Here is an 18434-nt window from a genome sequence, read left to right on the forward strand (position 1 = left end):
CGCGCGGCAGCCCGAGGCAGCACGGCGCGGTGGAGGCATCCGCAATCGCCGCCGCGCCGCGGTTACACCGACAGAGCGGGCCCGAGCCAACAGCAGGGGCCGACGCTGGAACTCACCAGGAGACGACAGTCATGTCAGCCGTACCAGAACAGATCCTCGGCGCCGGCAGCGCCAACGACGCAGATCCCCAGGAAACCCATGAATGGCTCGAGGCCCTGCAGGGCGTGATCGGTGCCGAAGGTCCTGAACGCGCCGCCTTCCTGATCGACAAGCAGATCGAATACGCACGCGTGAACGGCGTCACCCAGCCGTTCCACGCCGAGACGCAGTACATCAACACCATTCCGGTCGAGCAGCAGGCCCGCATCCCCGGCGACCAGGACATCGAGCACCGCATCCGCTCGTACACCCGCTGGAACGCCATGGCGATGGTGCTGCGCGCCAACAAGCACACCAACGTCGGCGGCCACATCTCGTCCTTCGCCTCGGCGGCGACGCTGTACGATGTCGGCTACAACCACTTCTGGCACGCGCCGTCCGACAAGCACGGCGGCGACCTGGTCTTCGTGCAGGGCCATTCGGCACCCGGCGTCTATTCGCGCGCCTTCCTGCTGGGCCGCCTGAGCACCGAGCAGCTCGACAGCTTCCGCCAGGAAGTGGACGGCAAGGGCATCTCGTCCTATCCGCACCCGTGGCTGATGCCGGATTTCTGGCAGTTCCCGACTGTGTCGATGGGCCTGGGCCCGATCATGGCCATCTACCAGGCCCGCTTCATGAAGTACCTGCACAGCCGCGGCCTGGTGCAGGCCGAAGGCCGCAAGGTGTGGGCCTTCCTGGGCGACGGCGAGACCGACGAACCGGAATCGCTGGGCGCGATCGGCATGGCCGGCCGCGAGAAGCTCGACAACCTGGTCTTCGTCATCAACTGTAACCTGCAGCGCCTGGACGGCCCGGTGCGCGGCAACGGCAAGATCATCCAGGAACTGGAGTCGGAATTCCGCGGTGCCGGCTGGAACGTGATCAAGGTGGTGTGGGGCAGCCGCTGGGACTCGCTGCTGGCACGCGACACCAAGGGCCTGCTGATGAAGCGCATGATGGAGTGCGTGGACGGCGAGTACCAGACCTTCAAGGCCAAGGACGGCGCCTACGTGCGCGAGCACTTCTTCAACACGCCGGATCTGAAGGCCATGGTCGCCGACTGGTCCGACGAAGACATCTGGCGCCTGAACCGCGGTGGCCACGATCCGCACAAGATCTACGCCGCCTACAAGGCTGCGACCGAGCACAAGGGCCAGCCCACGCTGATCCTGGCCAAGACCATCAAGGGCTATGGCATGGGCGACGCCGGCCAGGCCATGAACATCACCCACCAGCAGAAGAAGATGCCGGTGGAGGCGATCCGCCGCTTCCGTGACCAGTTCAACATCCCGGTGCCGGACGACAAGATCGAGGAAGTGCCCTACGTCACCTTCGAGGAAGGCTCGAAGGAACTGGAATACATGCGCCAGGCGCGCTTGAACCTGGGCGGCTACCTGCCGGCCCGCCGCCAGAAGGCCGAGCCGCTGCCGGTGCCGGCGCTGTCCGCGTTCGAGGCACTGCTCAAGGCCACCGGCGAGGGCCGCGAAGTGTCCACCACGATGGCCTTCGTACGTATCCTGAACACCCTGCTCAAGGACAAGCAGGTCGGCAAGCACGTGGTGCCCATCGTGCCCGACGAGTCGCGCACCTTCGGCATGGAAGGCCTGTTCCGCCAGATCGGCATCTGGAACCAGGAGGGCCAGAAGTACGTGCCCGAGGACCATGACCAGCTCATGTTCTACAAGGAGTCGCAGACCGGCCAGGTGCTGCAGGAAGGCATCAACGAAGCCGGCGCCATGTGCGACTGGATCGCCGCCGCCACGTCGTACTCGACGCACGGCGTGCAGATGATCCCCTTCTACATCTACTACTCGATGTTCGGCATCCAGCGCATCGGCGACCTGTGCTGGGCCGCGGCCGACATGCGCTCGCGCGGCTTCCTGCTGGGCGGCACCTCGGGCCGTACCACGCTGAACGGCGAAGGCCTGCAGCACGAGGACGGCCACTCGCACGTGTTCCATGCCGCCATCCCGAACTGCATCTCCTACGATCCGACCTTCCAGTACGAACTGGCCGTGATCATGCAGGACGGCCTGCGCCGCATGTACGCCGAGCAGGAGGACGTCTACTACTACCTGACGGTGATGAACGAGAACTACGAGCATCCGGAAATGCCGGCTGGCGTGGAGCGCGACATCGTCAAGGGCATGTACCAGTTCCGCAAGGGCGTCGAGAACAGCAATGCGCCGCGCGTGCAGCTGCTGGGTTCGGGCACCATCTTCCGCGAGGTGATCGCCGCTGCGGAACTGCTGAAAAAGGACTGGGGCGTCGAGTCCGACCTGTGGAGCTGCCCGAGCTTCACCGAGCTGGCGCGCGAAGGCCAGGACGTCGAGCGCTGGAACCTGCTGCACCCGACCGAGCCGCAGCGCGAGTCGCACGTGGCCAAGAGCCTGAAGACCGTGCGCGGTCCGGTGATCGCTTCCACCGACTACGTGCGCGCCTTCGCCGAGCAGATCCGCCCCTTCGTGCCGCGCCGTTTCTCGGTGCTGGGCACCGATGGTTTCGGCCGCTCGGATACGCGCGAGAAGCTGCGCCACTTCTTCGAGGTGGATCGCTACTGGGTCACGCTGGCCGCGCTCAAGGCGCTGGCCGACGAAGGCGCGATCGGCCGCGACAAGGTGGCCGAGGCGATCAAGAAGTACAACCTCGATCCCAACAAGCCGAATCCGACCACGGTCTGATCGGGCCGTCCGCACCAACCCCCGCAGGCGCGGGAGTGCCGCATGGCGTCCGGCCGTGTCCGGAAGCCTTGCGGCGTGGCGGCGTGACAGATGCCGGCGGCGGGGGTAACCTCGCCGCTTGTGCCTGTCGCGCCCCGTGCCTGTCCAGGAGACACTGAATGAGTCAAGCGATTGAAATCAAGGTGCCGGACATCGGCGACTACGACGCCGTTCCCGTCATCGAAGTGCATGTGAAGCCGGGCGATACCATCCAGGCCGAGGACGCCCTGGTCACGCTGGAGTCCGACAAGGCGACGATGGACGTGCCGTCGCCGCAGGCCGGCACGGTCAAGGAAGTCCGCATCAAGGTCGGCGACAACGTGTCCGAAGGCACCGTGCTGGTGATGCTGGAGCCCGCAGGGGCTGCCGCACCCGCGCCGGCGCCTGCCCAGGCCGCCGCGCCGGCTCCGGCTCCGGCCGCTGCGCCTGCCCCGGCCCCCGTGCCGGCGGCGGCCCCGGCCCCGGCTCCCGCCGCAGCCGGCGGCACCGTCGAGGTCAAGGTGCCGGATATCGGCGACTACAAGGGCGTGCCCGTGATCGAGATCCACGTCAAGCCTGGCGATGTGATCCAGGCCGAGGATGCCGTGGTCACGCTCGAATCGGACAAGGCCACCATGGACGTGCCGACGCCGGTCGGCGGCACCGTCAAGGAAGTCAAGGTCAAGATCGGCGACGAAGTGGCCGAAGGCACGCTGCTGCTGATCCTGGAGGCCGCCGGCGCAGCCGCGGCACCGGCGTCACCGGTGGCTGCGGCGAGCGCGCCGGCGGCGGCTGCCGCCAGCGTGCCGGCACCGGCCGCCCCGGCGCCGGCCGCTCCCGTGGCTGCCGCGCCCGCCGCCCAGGTGGCCCCCGCGCCGGCTGGCGTGAGTGGCAAGGCCGCGCACGCCAGCCCCTCGGTGCGCAAGTTCGCGCGCGAGCTGGGCGTGGACGTGTCGCGCGTGCCGGGCACCGGCCCGAAGGGCCGCATCACCCAGCAGGACGTGCAGAACTTCGTCAAGGGCGTGATGAGCGGCCAGGTGGCGGCGCCCGCCCAGGCGGCGCCGGCCGCAGCCGGCGGTGGCGAGCTGAACCTGCTGCCGTGGCCGAAGGTCGACTTCACCCGCTTCGGCGAGGTGGAAAGCAAGCCGCTGTCGCGCATCAAGAAGATCTCGGGCGCGAACCTGCACCGCAACTGGGTGATGATTCCCCACGTCACCAATTGCGACGAGGCCGACATCACCGACCTGGAAGCCTTCCGTGTCCAGCTGAACAAGGAGTACGAGAAGCAGGGCGTCAAGGTCACCATGCTGGCCTTCATGATCAAGGCGGCCGTGGCGGCGCTGAAGAAGTTCCCCACCTTCAACGCCTCGCTCGATGGCGACAACCTGGTGCTGAAGAAGTACTTCAACATCGGCTTCGCCGCCGACACGCCCAACGGCCTGGTGGTGCCGGTGATCAAGGACGCCGACAAGAAGGGCGTGCTCGAGATCGGCCAGGAAATGAGCGAGCTGGCCAAGCTGGCGCGCGACGGCAAGCTGAAGCCGGACCAGATGCAGGGTGGCTGTTTCTCGATCTCGTCGCTGGGCGGCATCGGCGGCACCTACTTCACGCCGATCATCAATGCGCCCGAGGTCGCCATCATGGGCGTGTGCAAGTCGTACCAGAAGCCGGTCTGGGACGGCAAGCAGTTCGTGCCGCGCCTGACGCTGCCGCTGTCGCTGTCGTGGGACCACCGCGTCATCGACGGTGCCGAGGCCGCGCGCTTCAATGTCTATTTCGCGCAGCTGCTGGCCGACTTCCGCCGCATCCTGCTGTAAGCGGGCGGGGCGCGGCGGCTGTGCCGCCGTGCCCGCGGCGAGGCAACGACGAGCAAGACGAGGCGAGCCATGACTACCTGCGTAGTCGTCAAGAAGGACGGTGAGGTGGCGATCGCGGCCGACGCGCTGGTCACCTTCGGCGACACGCGCCTGTCGCGTGCCTACGAGCGCAACCAGAAGGTGTTCCCGGTCGGCGAGAGCTTCATCGCGCTGGCCGGCACCACCGCGCATTTCCCGGTGATGCGCAGCCTGCTGTCCGGGCTGGGCGAGGAGTGCCGGCTGGGCTCGCGCGACGACGTGTTCCGGACCTTCCTCAAGGTGCATGAGAGGCTCAAGACCGAGTACTTCATCAACACCAAGGAGGACGAGGACGATCCTTACGAGTCGTCGCAGATCGTCTGCCTGATCGCCAATCCCGAGGGAATCTTCGGCGTGTATTCGTATCGCGAGGTGTTTGCCTTCGACCGCTTCTGGGGCATCGGTTCCGGCCGTAACTACGCGCTCGGCGCGATGCATGCCGTCTACGACAGCCCCGGGTTCGACGCGGCGCGGATCGCCCGCATCGGGGTCGAGGCCGGCGTGGAGTTCGACAAGAGTTCGGCCGGCCCGGTCGAAGTGCATGTGCTGCGCCTGCGCGCGGCGGACGGCGCGGCGGGCATGGCACCCAACAACGACGGCGTTGCCTGATCCCGACGGGCGGGCGGCGCATTGAGGAGCAAAGCATGAGTGTGATCGAGGTCAAGGTGCCGGATATCGGCGATTTCGACGCAGTGGAAGTGATCGAGGTGCTGGTCAAGCCCGGCGACACGGTCGAGGTGGAGCAGTCCCTGATCGTGCTGGAGTCGGACAAGGCCAGCATGGACGTGCCGTCCTCGGTGGCGGGCACGGTGGTCGATGTGCGCATCCAGGTGGGCGACAAGGTCGGCCAGGACATGGTGATCTGCACGGTCGAGACCGGCGCGGCCCAGGCCCCCAGCCCGGCGCCCGCTGCCGCGCCGGCACCCGCTGCCGCTGCGCCGGCACCTGCAGCCGCCGCGCCGGCCGCCGCGACCCATGGCGGCGGCGCCGACATCCAGTGCGAGATGCTGGTGCTGGGCGCCGGCCCCGGCGGCTATTCCGCCGCCTTCCGCGCGGCCGACCTGGGCATGAGCACCGTGCTGGTCGAACGCTATGCCACGCTGGGCGGCGTCTGCCTGAACGTCGGCTGCATCCCTTCCAAGGCACTGCTGCACAATGCGGCGGTGATCGACGAGGCCAAGGCGCTGGCAGCCCATGGCATCCTGTTCGGCGAGGCCAAGATCGACCTGGACGGCCTGCGTCACTACAAGCAGTCGGTGGTGGGGAAGCTGACCAACGGCCTGGCCGGCATGGCCAAGGCACGCAAGGTGCAGGTGGTGCGCGGTATCGGCAGCTTCCTCGACCCGCATCACCTGGAGGTCGAGCTGACCGAAGGCGAAGGCAAGCAGGCCACCGGCAAGAAGACCGTGATCCGCTTCGAGAAGGCCATCATCGCCGCCGGCAGCCAGGCGGTGAAGCTGCCCTTCATCCCCGAGGATCCGCGCATCGTCGATTCCACCGGTGCGCTGGAGCTGCCTGAGGTGCCCAACAAGATGCTGGTCATCGGCGGTGGCATCATCGGCCTGGAAATGGCGACCGTGTACAGCACGCTGGGCGCCGAGATCGACGTGGTGGAAATGCTCGACGGCCTGATGAACGGCGCGGACCGCGATCTGGTCAAGGTCTGGGAGAAGAAGAACAAGGACCGCTTCGGCAAGGTCATGCTCAAGACCAAGACGGTCGGGGTGGAAGCCAAGGCCGATGGCATCTACGTCAGGTTCGAGGGCGAGCAGGCGCCGGCCGAGCCGCAGCGCTACGACCTCGTGCTGGTCTCGGTGGGCCGCTCGCCCAACGGCAAGCGCATCGGCGCCGAGAAGGCCGGCGTGGCCGTGACCGAGCGCGGCTTCATCGACGTCGACAAGCAGATGCGCACCAATGTGCCGCATATCTTTGCCATCGGCGACATCGTCGGCCAGCCGATGCTGGCGCACAAGGCGGTGCATGAAGGCCACGTCGCGGCCGAGGCGGCGCATGGCGAGAAGGCCTTCTTCGACGCCAAGCAGATCCCGTCGGTGGCCTTCACCGATCCGGAAGTGGCCTGGGCCGGCCTGACCGAGGACGAATGCAAGGCACAGGGCATCAAGTACGGCAAGGGCATGTTCCCGTGGGCAGCATCGGGTCGCGCCATCGCCAATGGCCGCGACGAGGGCTTCACCAAGCTGCTGTTCGATGAAGAGACCCACCGCATCATCGGTGGCGGCATCGTCGGCACGCATGCCGGCGACCTGATCAGCGAGATCTGCCTGGCGGTCGAGATGGGCGCGGACGCCGTCGATATCGGCCGTACCATCCACCCCCACCCGACGCTGGGCGAGTCGGTGGGCATGGCGGCCGAGATCTACGAAGGCGTCTGCACCGACGTTCCGCCGCCGCGCAAGCGCTGAGGGCAGGGTCTTCGCAAGACGGGAGCAGGCCTGTGGCCTGCTCTTTTTTTTTCGGCGCCCGGCCGGCGGTTCCTCGGCGGCGATGCTCAGTCATGTCTGCGCTCCCAGTCGTTGGCGTAGCGGATCAGGTCCGAGTCCCGCTTGATACCGAGCTTGCGCATGGCGCTGATCTTCTGCGTGCTGATGGTCTGCACGCTGCGGTTGCATTGGCGGGCGATCTCGGAGATGGTCATGCCGCCGCCGAACAGGCGCACGATCTCTGCTTCGCGCGCGGTCAGCACATTGCGGGACGCCAGCGATTGGCCGACCACCTGATCCTTGATCGACGGCGAGAAGTAGGGCTGGTGCAGCAAGGCGGATTGCGTGGCGGCGCTGACATGACCGATGCGGTCCGATTTGCTGAGGATGCAGTTGATGCCCAGCCGCAGCAGGGCGCGGATCAGTCCGGGATTGTTCAGCATCGTCAGCACGACCAGGCGCAAGGTCGGGTAGCGGCGCCGGAGCTGGGAGAACAGGGCGATGCCGTCGCCGTGCATGCCGCCCGGCATGGCGTAGTCGGAGATCAGCACATCGCACTCCAGTTCTTCCAGCGACTTGAACAACTCGGTGGAGTTCCTGGCGCGGGCCACGATCGCGAGAGACAGGTCCTTCTGCAGTTCGTGCTGGACACCCATCACGATGGCAGGATGGTCATCGGCAATGATGACGCGGATAGTGTCTGTAGACATGGTCGGTTTCCTCTGGTCCAGATGACAGGTTGCAGGCAAGGTCGCTTTCCATCCCGGGGGCGGCGGAAACAGAGGAAAGCACTGGCTGGCAGGCTCGGGGGCTGGCAGGGACGCTTCCGTCCTCAGGTTGTCTCCCGCTCTTCGCGGGACTTTCGCTAGGAAGGCTCACTAGTGCACTGCGTCCTTCGAAGGGCATGCCCGATCGACAGCGCCTTCGGGCCGTCTGCGTCGTTGCAAAGGCTCGCCATCGCCGCGCGCGATGGCCGTGCTTCCCGCCTGGCCTGCGACCTGGATGCAACGCCGCTCGGGTGCGCTTGCTCCGACGCAACGGATTAGGGAAAGGTGATGAAGTAGCTGGCGAGGCCGTTGGCATCCCCCGCCGCCAGCGGTTCCCCGGTGCGCACATAGCGTGCGAAGAACTTGAGCGTGGCTTCCGTGCCGTTGACTTCCATGGCGTGGTGGCCGGAACTGCCGGCGGGCGGAGCCGAACTGAAATACTTGACGCGCCTTGCGGGCTTGCCGGTGGGAAGGCTGAACATGGCGATGCCGATACCGCCGGCGCCACCGCTGACGCTGAGCGTGTCGGAGGTGTTGCCGGGCTCGTTCTCATCGCGGAACCATATCTGCGGCTTGGCGTTTTGCGCGCAATCGCTGAGCTTCAAGGTGAATGGGTCCGATCCCGGGTCTTCCCAGGCGGGTTCCGCCACGTTGAGGAGCGAATAGTTCTTCATCGTCACGGGAATGGTCGTGACTTCGACTTTGCATCGGTTGGGGATCGTCTCGCGCGGGATCAGGGCATTCATCAGCTTGCCCGTGGCGAGGTTGCTGTTGCAGGCGTTGACCTCCGCATGGGGCCCGACGGTCTGGCCGACGATGCCTTTGCTCGCATCCACCGAGTAGGTGAACAGTTCCACCATGGCACCCTTGGCGATGCCGGTGATCTTGATATCCCCGGCGGGCAGTTCCTTCGGGTCGACCAGCAGTACGAGTTCCTGGAAGAGGTCGAAGGCATAGTTGGTGTCCTCTGTAGCGAGTTCCTTGACATTCAGGATGGTCTGCTGCTGCGGGCCCCGATAGATCGCCTGATCCTTGTGGCTCATGCGGATGCCGATCTTCGATACGAATGGTGTCGGATCGTTTGCGAGGACCACCGGCATGATGTCGGTGTTGACCAGTTGGACCGGATTGATCCAGTTGCCCAAGGCCGCGAGGACCTGCGGCGACTGGGTGCGCTTTGTCTCGAAACGGACGAAGAAAGAGACGGTGCGCTTGAGCAGGACGTCGCCGGGCTTTGCCGCTGCGGTGAGGCCGGTGCCGCTCCAGCCACCGTCGCCGCTCGGCGGCAAGGGAACGCTGCATCTCATCGCACCGTTGTAGCTGGCCGCCGCGACGGAAGCCGGCAGCAGGAGGAGGAGAAGTCTGAAGGCCCCCGCGAGGGCGCGGGCACGGCGGCGCCGGGGGCGCTGCGTCCATGCTGGGGAATTGCGGGTCATAGGGTACTCCGAGGAAGATTGCTTGTTCTGCCGAGGCGGAACAACCGTGTCCGAGGCCAGGGCGTGCAGCCCGGCATGGCGGGCTGCCGGGCCATCCTGGACCGTTATTGCAGCAGGCCGGAGTTCGAACCTGCCGGCGGTAGCAGGGAGGCCGCGCCATAGGCGACGTTGCCCGTCATGCGTCCGGTGTTGAGGCCGGCGAGGCCGCCATAGACCTGCTGGTAGCCCGCCGGTTGGTAGTTGACGCGGGTGGCGGCGGTGGAGTAATCGATCACGCTGCGGTTCACGCCGGCCAGTCCGCCCAGCGCGGCGTATGTTCCGCCACGCACCGAGCCGTTCGCGTGGGAATACGACACCGTGCCCTGGTTGTCGCCGACCACGCCGCCGACATTGCTGCGGCTGCCGCCGGTCACTTCGCCCAGGCCGATGCCGCCGACGATAGTGCCGAGGTTGGCGCCGGCGACGCCGCCCGCGCTGGCGTTGTTGCCGGCGGTGACCTTCCCATGTCCTTCTGCGGCGGTCAATGCGCCGAGGTTGTAGCCGGCGACGCCGCCGGCCAGGCTGGTGGAGCCGCCGGAGACGTCACTGTAGCCCTTGGCGTTGAGCACCTCGCCGCCATAGAGGTTGCTGCCGACCACACCCCCCACGCGGCTGCTGTTGCCTGCGCGCACCTGTCCGGATGCCGTGGCATGGGACACGGTGCCGAAGCTGTTGGCGCCCACCACGCCGCCGACATTGGCGCCGGAGGCATCGACGACCGGCCCGGTGGCCGCGACATGGGCGAGGCGGCCGCCATTGGCGTTGAGACCGGCGATGCCGCCCAGGTTGGCGGTGGCGCTGCCGTTGACCTGGCCGCTGGCCTGCGAGGCGGCAATGGTGGCCCCCGAGTTCAAGCCGACCACGCCGCCGGCGTTGCCGCGCTGGTTGCCCTGCACGCGACCGCTGGCGCTGGCGCTCTCGATCGTGCCGGCGTTGGCGTTCAAGCCGGCGATGCCGCCCGCGTTGACACCGGCCCGGCTGGCGGTGACGGCACCTTCGCTGCGGACATCCTGCAGCGTGCCCCCGTTGTTGACGCCGGCGATGCCGCCGATGCCGCCGCCGATGTCGTTGAGCACGCCGCCGGACACCTGCGCGCGGGAGACCGCACCGCGGATCGCGGCCGGGTCGCCGGCGCCGGCGAGGATGTTCTCACCGGCCACGCCACCGACGGCGCGCGCGTTGACGCCACCGTAGACGGAACCGCTGGTGCTGACGTTCTCCAGCGTGCCGGTATTGATTCCCACCAGCCCGCCGACAGTGGTCGAGCGCGAGGTGTTGCTGCTGACGTTGACCCGTTCCGTGCTGACGTTGCGGATCAGGCCCCGGTTCACGCCTGCCAGAGCTCCCACGGAGCCCGGGACCGGGCCATAAGCGTTGTCGGTCACACTGAGGTTTGCCAGCTTCACGTTGCTGATGGAGCCGGCCGCTTCCGAGAACACACCGACATTGGCGCCGCGCCCGGTGATCGAGAGTCCGCTGATGGTGTTGCCCAGGCCGTCGAAGCTGCCGCGGAAGACGCCGTACGGCCCGCCGATGGACAGCAGGCGGCCGCCTGTGATGCCGTTGCCCAGTACATAGTGGCCATAGAGATTGGTGTCGATCTGCTGCAGCTGGGCGACATTCTGTATCACGGTGTGGCGGATGCCGTTGGCGGTGAAGCCGGCACTGCTCCCAGATAGCGTGACCGAGCCCTTATCGCCGAAGTTGCGTTCGCCCGGCGCGTTGATCTCGAGTTCGCTGGCAGTGCCGCTGAGGGTGAGCTTGTCGTTGATATTCACCTGGTTGCCGGCGTTCAGCATCAGTCCGGCGCGGATGCCGCTGGCACTCACCGGGGCGTTCACGTGGAGGCTTCCGGCCGCCTCCAGCGACAGATGGTTGCTGGAGTTCCAGGCCACCGGGCCCTTGAGGGAAAGGTCTCCGGTCTCGCTCCTGGCCTTGATGTGCGTGGTGGCAAGGTTCTGTGCCAGCGTACCGCTGTAGGCATTGGCGCTGCTGTCGTTGGCGTAGCGGCCGATCGTCATGTCCGGGGCGCTGAGCGTCCAGTTGCCGTGCATGCCGTTGCTGGCGCGCGTGTCGACCATCAGGCCCAGACCGACATCGAGGCCCCGGCCGCGGGTCACGACTTCGCCGCCGTCGCCGACCGTGTTCATTGCGCTGGTGCTGAGCCGTCCGCCGACGAAGGTACGGCCGACGTCGCCGCCGTCCAGCGTGATCTTGCCCGCACGTCGGCTCAGTGTATTGGCTTCGATCGCACCGACGTTGTTGACCACGGCCTGCAGCAGGGCGCCGCTGCCGCGTGCGGTCATCAACACCTGGCCGCCGTCGGCCTTGAGCAGGCCGCCATTGTGCGCCAGCGCGTCCGCGGCGGCACCGTTGATCTCCAGGTTGAGCAGGCCGTCGGCGGCGCCGAAACGCACCATCGCGTCGCCGCCGGCACCGAGTGCCACGCTGCCCATCGGAGCCAGGATCAGGCCATCGTTGCGTACGCGGCCTCCCAGCAGGGCGATGCTGCCGCCCACCGCGGCGGTGAGGGTGCCTTCGTTGACGACGGCGTTGGGGGAGTTCGAATCGGTGAAGCTGTAGTTATGGCCTGGTGCGAGGAACTGCTGGTCGGAGATGCCGTGGGTGGAAGCGACCAGGCCGCCCACGTTGACCTGGGCGCTCTTGCCGAACAGCACGCCATTGGGGTTGACCAGGAAGACTCGCCCGTTGGCCTCCATCCTGCCGAAGATCTCGCTGCTGTTGTTGCCGATGACCCGGTTCAATGCCACGGCAGCGCTGCCGGGCTGGTTGAAGCTCACGCGCTCGCCTGCGCCGATGTTGAAATCGTTCCAGTCGATGATCAGCTTGTCGGTCTTCTGGTTGATCGACATCGCCTGCTGGCTCGCATCCTTCTGGATGTCAGCGCTGCCGCCGGCGATGTTCTGGCCGCTCGGCAGGGCATGGGCCGATGGGGCGGCGACGAGCCCGAGCAAGGCCGCCGCCGCCGCAGTGGCCGCCAGCGCCGGCTTGCCTCGCCTGCCTTGCCGACGCGCGCCTTCGTGCGCAACCTGCCAGCATTGCTGGGCCGTGTTCCAGACCAGGATGTAACTACGGTTCATCTTGCATACCTCTTGTTGTTGAAAGGACTCAGCCGGACTTCGGCAGAGCGGGCATCCGGGCCCAGGGTGGACCGGAAGACGGCTGCAGCCCGCCACCGATGGGGCGGGCTGCAAAAGAATCCAGTGCTCCTTGCTCATGGCGCGGGCGAGCCGTCCCGGGCGATCTCGGCTTCGCCGTGGATGGCCTCGCCACCGTCGCCCGCGGCCTGGTAGCGCAACGGGGTCCCGGGGGGCAAGGCTTCGATGCCCTGTGGCAACGGCAGCGCGGCGCTGCCGAAAGGCGGCACCGTGAGGCCGCCGAGGCGCAGCGGCGACGGCGTTCCCGCTAGCGCAACCTCGGCGAGACTGACGAAGTAGGGCGAGTCGTTGCGGGCTTCCAGTGTCGGGCCGGCTCCCCGTTCGCCGGGCCGCAGCTGCCAGCGCAGGCGCGCGATGGCGCGTTCCGGACTGCCATCCAGGCCGCGCGGGCGGTACAGGACTTTCATGCGCAGGCGCACGGCGAGCTTCAAGCGCCAGTTGTCGCCGGGCGGGCGAGGCGGCACTTCCAGGAAGTTGATCCAGAACACGGACTCGCGATCCTCGGGCATGGCTTCGCCGCTGTGGCGGAGCTGCAGGGCGACGCTCCCCTTGGGGTCGAGGCGTACGAGCGGCGGCGTGAGCAGGAAGGGCACGGCCAGCGTGCTTGGGTCGGCATCCGGCGCGCCGCGATCCAGCCAGGTCTGCAGCAGCACCGGCTGGTCGCCGCTGTTGGCGACGCGGATGGTCTGTTGCGTCAAGCCGGCGGGATAGATGAAGCGGGTGCCTGTGACGGCGAGGGCCGCGTGTGCGCTGCCGGCGCCCGGCAGCAGGCCGCACGCCTGCAGCGTTAGCGCCGCCAGCGCGGCAAGCAGCGCCTGCAGTGCCGACCGTGCCGACCGTGCCGACATTGCCCGCGATGCGGGCATGCCGGATGGGGGGATACGCGAGTGCGCCGCCGGGCTCACCATGTGACGGAGCCGGTGGCACGCCAAGGCGTCGCGAAATGCCGGCCGGCGGCGGATGCCTGGTCGGCTCCGTAGGCTTCGCGGCGCGTCCAGTCCGCCTGTTCGCCGGCGCCTCCCGTGCCGCTGCGGTCCGGTGCGGCGGGCCGTGCCGCGGGGAGCAGACGGCAGGGCAGCTCGAACTGCTGGAAGCCGCGCTGCCGCGCGCCGTCGCTGGCCGGCAGCGCATAGTCGATCTGGCACTGCTGTCCGCCCCACTGGACGAGGATGCTGCCGCGCTCCTGATCGGTGCGGACCACCAGCCGGCTGCCCTGGCCCACTGCGCCGATCACGGCTCCGCTGCGGGCGTCGACCGCCGTGGCGGCGAAGGGCAGCGGCCTGCCGTCCGGCTGGCGGCTGTCGATCAGGATCGGGAAGGCACGCTGTGTGGGGTAGTCGAGGCGGACGATAGCGCCTGCGCGGGGCGCCACGCTGCGCGCACTCTGCTTGAGTTCGACGTCCTGCGACATGCCGCTGGGATCGAGCTCGATGGTATTGAGGCGGTAGGGCGACAATGCCGTGACCACGGCGTAGCCGTGCCGATCGATCTCGGTCTGCGAGGTGGTGCGCGCGCCTTCGGCGTGGGGGGCATGGACCAGCGCGATGGTCTCGCCCAGCGAGCGTGCCAGCGTGACGCCGCCAGGGTGCGCGACCACGCCGCCGGATGCGCTCAGCGAGCCCTGGCGCGAGCCGTTGCCCCAGGACACGCTGGCGCCGACATCGGCGCTGGACAGGCGGTAGCTGACGCTGGCGTTGGCGGTCGCGCGATTGCTGCTGCTGTCGCCCGAGAGCGACAGGTTGTAGTAGCCCTGGCTCAACTGGCCGAAAGTATCGCTGGCACCCAGCATGCCTTGCGTGCCGGCGCGGTCGTCGTGGGTGGTGAAGAGGCTCAGCGTCGGCGCGCCGCCCACTTCGCGTCCGAGCGGGATGTTGAGATTGACGCTGATCAGGGTATTGGTGCGGTTGCCGGCCGACGAGGCGAGGGACTGGGTCGTCAGCCGCTGGGCGGACACGCTGTAGGTGATGCCGCGCCAGCTGTTGCTGTAGCCCGCCGCGAAAGAAAGCACGGTCCCGGGCTGGTTCCAGTACTGCATCGACGAGCCGGTCAGGTAGATGCTGCCGCCGGTATTGCCGAGGCGCTGGCTGATGTTGGCGTCGAGCCGGGTGCGCATGCGCGTCGTGCTGCCGAAGCTGATGCCGCGGTCAGCCCGGTCGCGCATCGCCACTGCGTCGGACAGGCCGAGGTAGCCCGGGGTGGCATAGCGGTAGGCCAGCAGGGAGAAGTCGGTACCGGCCTGCGGCAGGTTCTTGCTGTAGGTCAGGCGATAGCTCGTCCCGCGGTGGCTTCTCCCTCCAGGCGGGCTGGTATTCGATGCGGTGACGTCGGCGGTGAATGCGCCGACGGGGGTATTGATGGCGGCCCCGGCCAGCGCGGACTGGTAGCCGTTGGTCAGCGAGGCGCCGCCGTAGACGGTCAGGTCGTTGTCGAGGCCGTATTGGTAGACCCCCTGCAACAGGAACTGCCGATGGCTCAGGCTGGGGTCGTTGGTCTGGCCCAGGGTCGCGCTGAAGCGGTGGGCGCCGGGGCGCAGCATCTGCACCGCCGTGGCGAAGGGAACGGTGAACGTATGCACCTGTCCGCCGGCCTCGGTGACGCGCACTTCCAGGTCGCCGCCGTAGCTGGCCGCCTGCAGGTCGTCGATGGCGAATGGCCCGGGCGCGACCGTGGTTTCGTAGATCTGGTAGCCGCGCTGGTGGATGGTGACCTTTGCGTTCGAGTTCGCCGTGCCGCGCACCACGGGCGCGTAGCTGCGATAGATGTCGGGCAGCATGCGGTCATCGCTGCTCAGGCGCACGCCGCGGAAGGAGACGGGGTCGAAGAATTCGGCGCCCGTGGTGCTTTCGCCGAGCAGCAGCTGCGAACGCAAGGGTGGGAGATCGGTCTGGGCATAGGTCAGGCCGCGCTGGTAGTCCAGGCCGCTTTGCGGCGACCAGGCGACGGTGCCGCTGTGGCGCAGGCGTACGCTGCCGATGTTCACTCCCATGTCCAGGCCGGCATAGCCGCTGGTCTGGCTGCTGCCGTTGGCCTGGGTCGTGAACAGGTTGGTGTGGTAGTTGAGCCGCGCGCCCGGGATGCCCTGGTCCCAGTTCTCGGGGGCGACATAGGTGGGCGAGCTGCCGCTGCGCAGGAAGATGCGCGGCACCGTGAGGTAGAGCTTCTGCTCGCCCTGGTCGAGGCGCACCTCGGCCCCTGGCACATAGTCGGAGAGCGGCGCGCACACCAGGCCCTCGGGCATCTGGGTATTGCCCAGCTGGTCCTGGCCGCGCGCGGCCTTGTCCAGGTCCACGCCGGCCCGGGCCAGCAATTCGCGGCTGAAGCAGGGGACGGGCTCAGCCTCGGCTCGATCCGACGCGCGGCGGAACTCCACGTCTTCCAATCCGCGCCACTGCCCGTTGACCATCAGGTCGAGGCGATGTTTTCCGGGCTCGACCGGATTGCCGCGCGCGAAGCGCGCGGTGTCGATCTGCTGGCCGTCGGAGCCCTGGACCAGGAAGGCGCTATCGAAGACCACTGCTTCTGCCGCGTGTAGCGGCGTGCGGGCTGGCACCTCTTGTGCGCTGCTGGCGCCTTTGGCGTCTGCCGCCGCCGACGCCTGCGCGCTGGCAGGGGCGGCCGGCGGTGCGTTGCTGTCGGCCTCGCTCGACGCCGGGCCGGTGGCCTTGTCCGGGTCGCTGGCACGCGCCTGCTCCAGCAGCATGCCAATGCCGGCACCCGTTTGGCCGGCACCCAGCGCGAAGGAGGGCAGCATCAGGCCGACCGCCAGCATGATGGGGCTGTGCGTTGCAGAACGCGTCCGCCCGTGCCGGGACGAACGAGGCATGCGGGTTGGCGGGAAGCGAGATGTGGGTTGATTGCGCATGGAACGAGCGAGTACTGACGGGCGGCGTCGCCTCCGCACCCCTTGGCAGCGGGTTGAGGAGGGCAGCGCGAGCGCCTAGCGCGATGGCGTCATCGGGGGAGGCGCCACCGGGGACGGCGTCACCGCAGGCGGAGAATCGAGGAACTTCTCCAGCGTGTGCGTACCGCCGAAGTCGGTGATCACGTGGTAACGGACGGCTGGCCGTTCAGCGGTGCGAGGCAGGTTGTCGTGAAGATCGAAGCGCAACTGGCTGAACGGGGCGACCATGCCGCCGCCGGCATCCACCACCTTGTCGCCGACCTTGGCCTCTACAGCACTGAAGGAGACGTAATAAGGCGTGGGATTGGAAACCTCGATCTGCTGCGCGGCCCGTCCCGAGGGCGGCTGACCGGCGTGCGCCGGGGCTGGCAGCAGCGTCCAAGTCAGCCGGTCGCCTGCAACCGAGACTTCCCGCGTGACCAGCGGTGCCGGACGGTAGAACAGCTTGATGCGGGTGCGGAAGGACAGAAGCACGAAGTCCCTCTGCGTGGTCTTCGGCGTGGGCGGAACGTCGACCACGTTGATCCAATAGACGGACTCGCGGTCCTGGGGCAGGTCGTCTCGCAGCCGGCTGATGCGCAGGACGGCGCCGCTGTCGGGTTCGACACGGCTGACTGCCGGCGTGACCATGAATGGCGTGGTCACGCGATCCGGCGGCAGGTCCGCGCGCCCGTCGTCGATCCAGGTCTGCATCAGGGCGGGTGCGTTGCCGCTGTTCTGGATCTGCAGCGATACGTCGCGGGCATTGCCGGGAAAGACCAGGCGCGTGCCCTGCAGGACCAGGCTGGCCTGAACCGGGGCCGCCAGCGCCATGGCACCGGCGGCCAGGAGGAAGAGGATGCTGCGCATCGCCGGCGCCATGTCTCGCCCTCCTTATTCGTAGGCGATCTGGTAGCGGATCTGCGAGTTGTAGATGCCGGGCCGCACGCCGGCGGGGCCGGTCGTATCCTGGCGGACCAGGTTGGCGTAGTACTTCAGCGTCACCGAGTTCGTGGCCGAGTCGATGGCGAAGGACGGCGTGGCCGGATTGCTTCCCAGCATCAGTTTCTGGGTGCCGGCACTATCGCCGTAAAGGTTGACCTGGACGTTCTCCGCGTAGTCAGTACCGGTCAGGTTCATCAGGCCGCCGTTGTTGCGATCCACCAGGGCGCCGAGATCGTCGAACTTGATCTTGGCCTTGGGGGTGGAGCCTGCGCTGAAGGTGCAATTGGACAGCTGGATGCTGAATTCCGTCGGCGACAGGAGCGTGTTTGCCGGTCTGCCGTTGGTGTCGAAATCGGCAGGCTTGAGCTGGGGAAACTCCACGAGCTTGTCGGTATCGCTGGGGTTGATCTTGCAGGTGGTGTCGAAAATCTTGCCCGAGAACTGGATCCTGCCGTCGAAGGCATGCGACAGCGTGGGCAGGCCGGCCGCCAGGGCGACGAGCGAGGCGAGGGCGATACGTTTCATTTTTAAGGTCCTTTTCAATGATTTGAAAAATCGCTCCAGCACGTTTTTGAAAATCCGGGGGCACGGGAGCGGTTGGGTATCCGGTGGAGGCTTTCTGCTTTACCGCCGGGGACGCCGTGGAAGGCGTGCATGCGCCTGAACGTGATCTCTCAGGCATCTGCAGGGACTACTTTAATGGCTCCGGCGCGGCTTAGGTCTAGTAATAATGCGAAATTTGGATAGTATTTATCCGATATTTGTTTTTCTTAATTCTCCTTTTTGTATCTTTTATCTTGTTTGATATTTATTCCGCGATTAATGGTGGATATTTCCCCTTGTCATGGGTTTTTCTGTGATCTGTCCGATTTGATTTGATTGTCTTGGGTGGGTTTTTTCTTATCCGGTGGCAGGCCATTGCATATGGCCGTGAAACAGCCGGCCGGTGAAGGACGTACACAGCAGGCGGCATGGCGCGGCTGGTCGATGGCAGAGGTCGATGGGGGCGGCCGGG

At 67.2% G+C, this 18434-nt stretch carries 11 protein-coding genes; 4 read left to right on the plus strand and 7 right to left on the minus strand.

From position 1 onward, the window contains the following. Window positions 1-131: 131 nt before the first annotated feature. From aceE to lpdA, 4 genes are all read left to right on the plus strand, one after another. Complete coding sequence (gene aceE / locus BKK79_RS19165; RefSeq protein WP_071013520.1) at window positions 132-2819, plus strand: pyruvate dehydrogenase (acetyl-transferring), homodimeric type; 2688 nt, start codon at window positions 132-134, stop codon at window positions 2817-2819. 158 nt (window positions 2820-2977) lie between these two features. Beyond that, entirely contained in the window at window positions 2978-4654 is a 1677-nt protein-coding gene (aceF, locus tag BKK79_RS19170) for a dihydrolipoyllysine-residue acetyltransferase (RefSeq protein WP_071038251.1), read from the plus strand. 69 nt (window positions 4655-4723) lie between these two features. Then, window positions 4724-5341 (plus strand): MFS transporter, encoded by a 618-nt coding sequence (locus BKK79_RS19175; RefSeq protein ID WP_071013514.1) that lies wholly within the window; start codon window positions 4724-4726, stop codon window positions 5339-5341. Between the two features lie 35 nt (window positions 5342-5376). Next, window positions 5377-7155: a dihydrolipoyl dehydrogenase gene (gene lpdA, locus BKK79_RS19180; RefSeq protein WP_071038252.1), complete on the plus strand. Its 1779-nt coding sequence runs from the start codon at window positions 5377-5379 to the stop codon at window positions 7153-7155. 86 nt (window positions 7156-7241) lie between these two features. On the opposite strand, the gene BKK79_RS19185 is transcribed toward lpdA, so the two are convergent. The 7 genes from BKK79_RS19185 to BKK79_RS19215 all read right to left on the minus strand — a co-directional run bounded on the left by BKK79_RS19185 (window position 7242) and on the right by BKK79_RS19215 (window position 17944). After that, window positions 7242-7883 (minus strand): response regulator, encoded by a 642-nt coding sequence (locus tag BKK79_RS19185; protein ID WP_071013508.1) that lies wholly within the window; start codon window positions 7881-7883, stop codon window positions 7242-7244. Window positions 7884-8215: 332 nt separating this feature from the next. Beyond that, window positions 8216-9376 carry a fimbrial protein gene (locus BKK79_RS19190; protein ID WP_157128442.1) on the minus strand — a complete coding sequence of 387 codons (1161 nt, stop codon included), beginning with the start codon at window positions 9374-9376 and terminating at the stop codon, window positions 8216-8218. Window positions 9377-9480: 104 nt separating this feature from the next. Beyond that, window positions 9481-12516: a two-partner secretion domain-containing protein gene (locus BKK79_RS19195; RefSeq protein WP_071038254.1), complete on the minus strand. Its 3036-nt coding sequence runs from the start codon at window positions 12514-12516 to the stop codon at window positions 9481-9483. A 134-nt stretch (window positions 12517-12650) separates the two neighbouring features. Then, window positions 12651-13442: a fimbrial biogenesis chaperone gene (locus tag BKK79_RS19200; RefSeq protein WP_198173292.1), complete on the minus strand. Its 792-nt coding sequence runs from the start codon at window positions 13440-13442 to the stop codon at window positions 12651-12653. Window positions 13443-13495: 53 nt separating this feature from the next. Further along, window positions 13496-16363, minus strand: coding sequence for a fimbria/pilus outer membrane usher protein (locus BKK79_RS19205; RefSeq protein WP_071038255.1), 2868 nt, complete (start codon window positions 16361-16363; stop codon window positions 13496-13498). Window positions 16364-16531: 168 nt separating this feature from the next. After that, window positions 16532-17356, minus strand: a complete 825-nt coding sequence (locus BKK79_RS19210) for a fimbria/pilus periplasmic chaperone (protein WP_071013495.1) — start codon at window positions 17354-17356, stop codon at window positions 16532-16534. 12 nt (window positions 17357-17368) lie between these two features. Then, window positions 17369-17944, minus strand: coding sequence for a fimbrial protein (locus BKK79_RS19215; protein ID WP_071013492.1), 576 nt, complete (start codon window positions 17942-17944; stop codon window positions 17369-17371). Window positions 17945-18434 lie beyond the last annotated feature (490 nt).

The organism is Cupriavidus sp. USMAA2-4, assembly GCF_001854305.1.
GTDB classification, from domain to species: domain Bacteria; phylum Pseudomonadota; class Gammaproteobacteria; order Burkholderiales; family Burkholderiaceae; genus Cupriavidus; species Cupriavidus malaysiensis.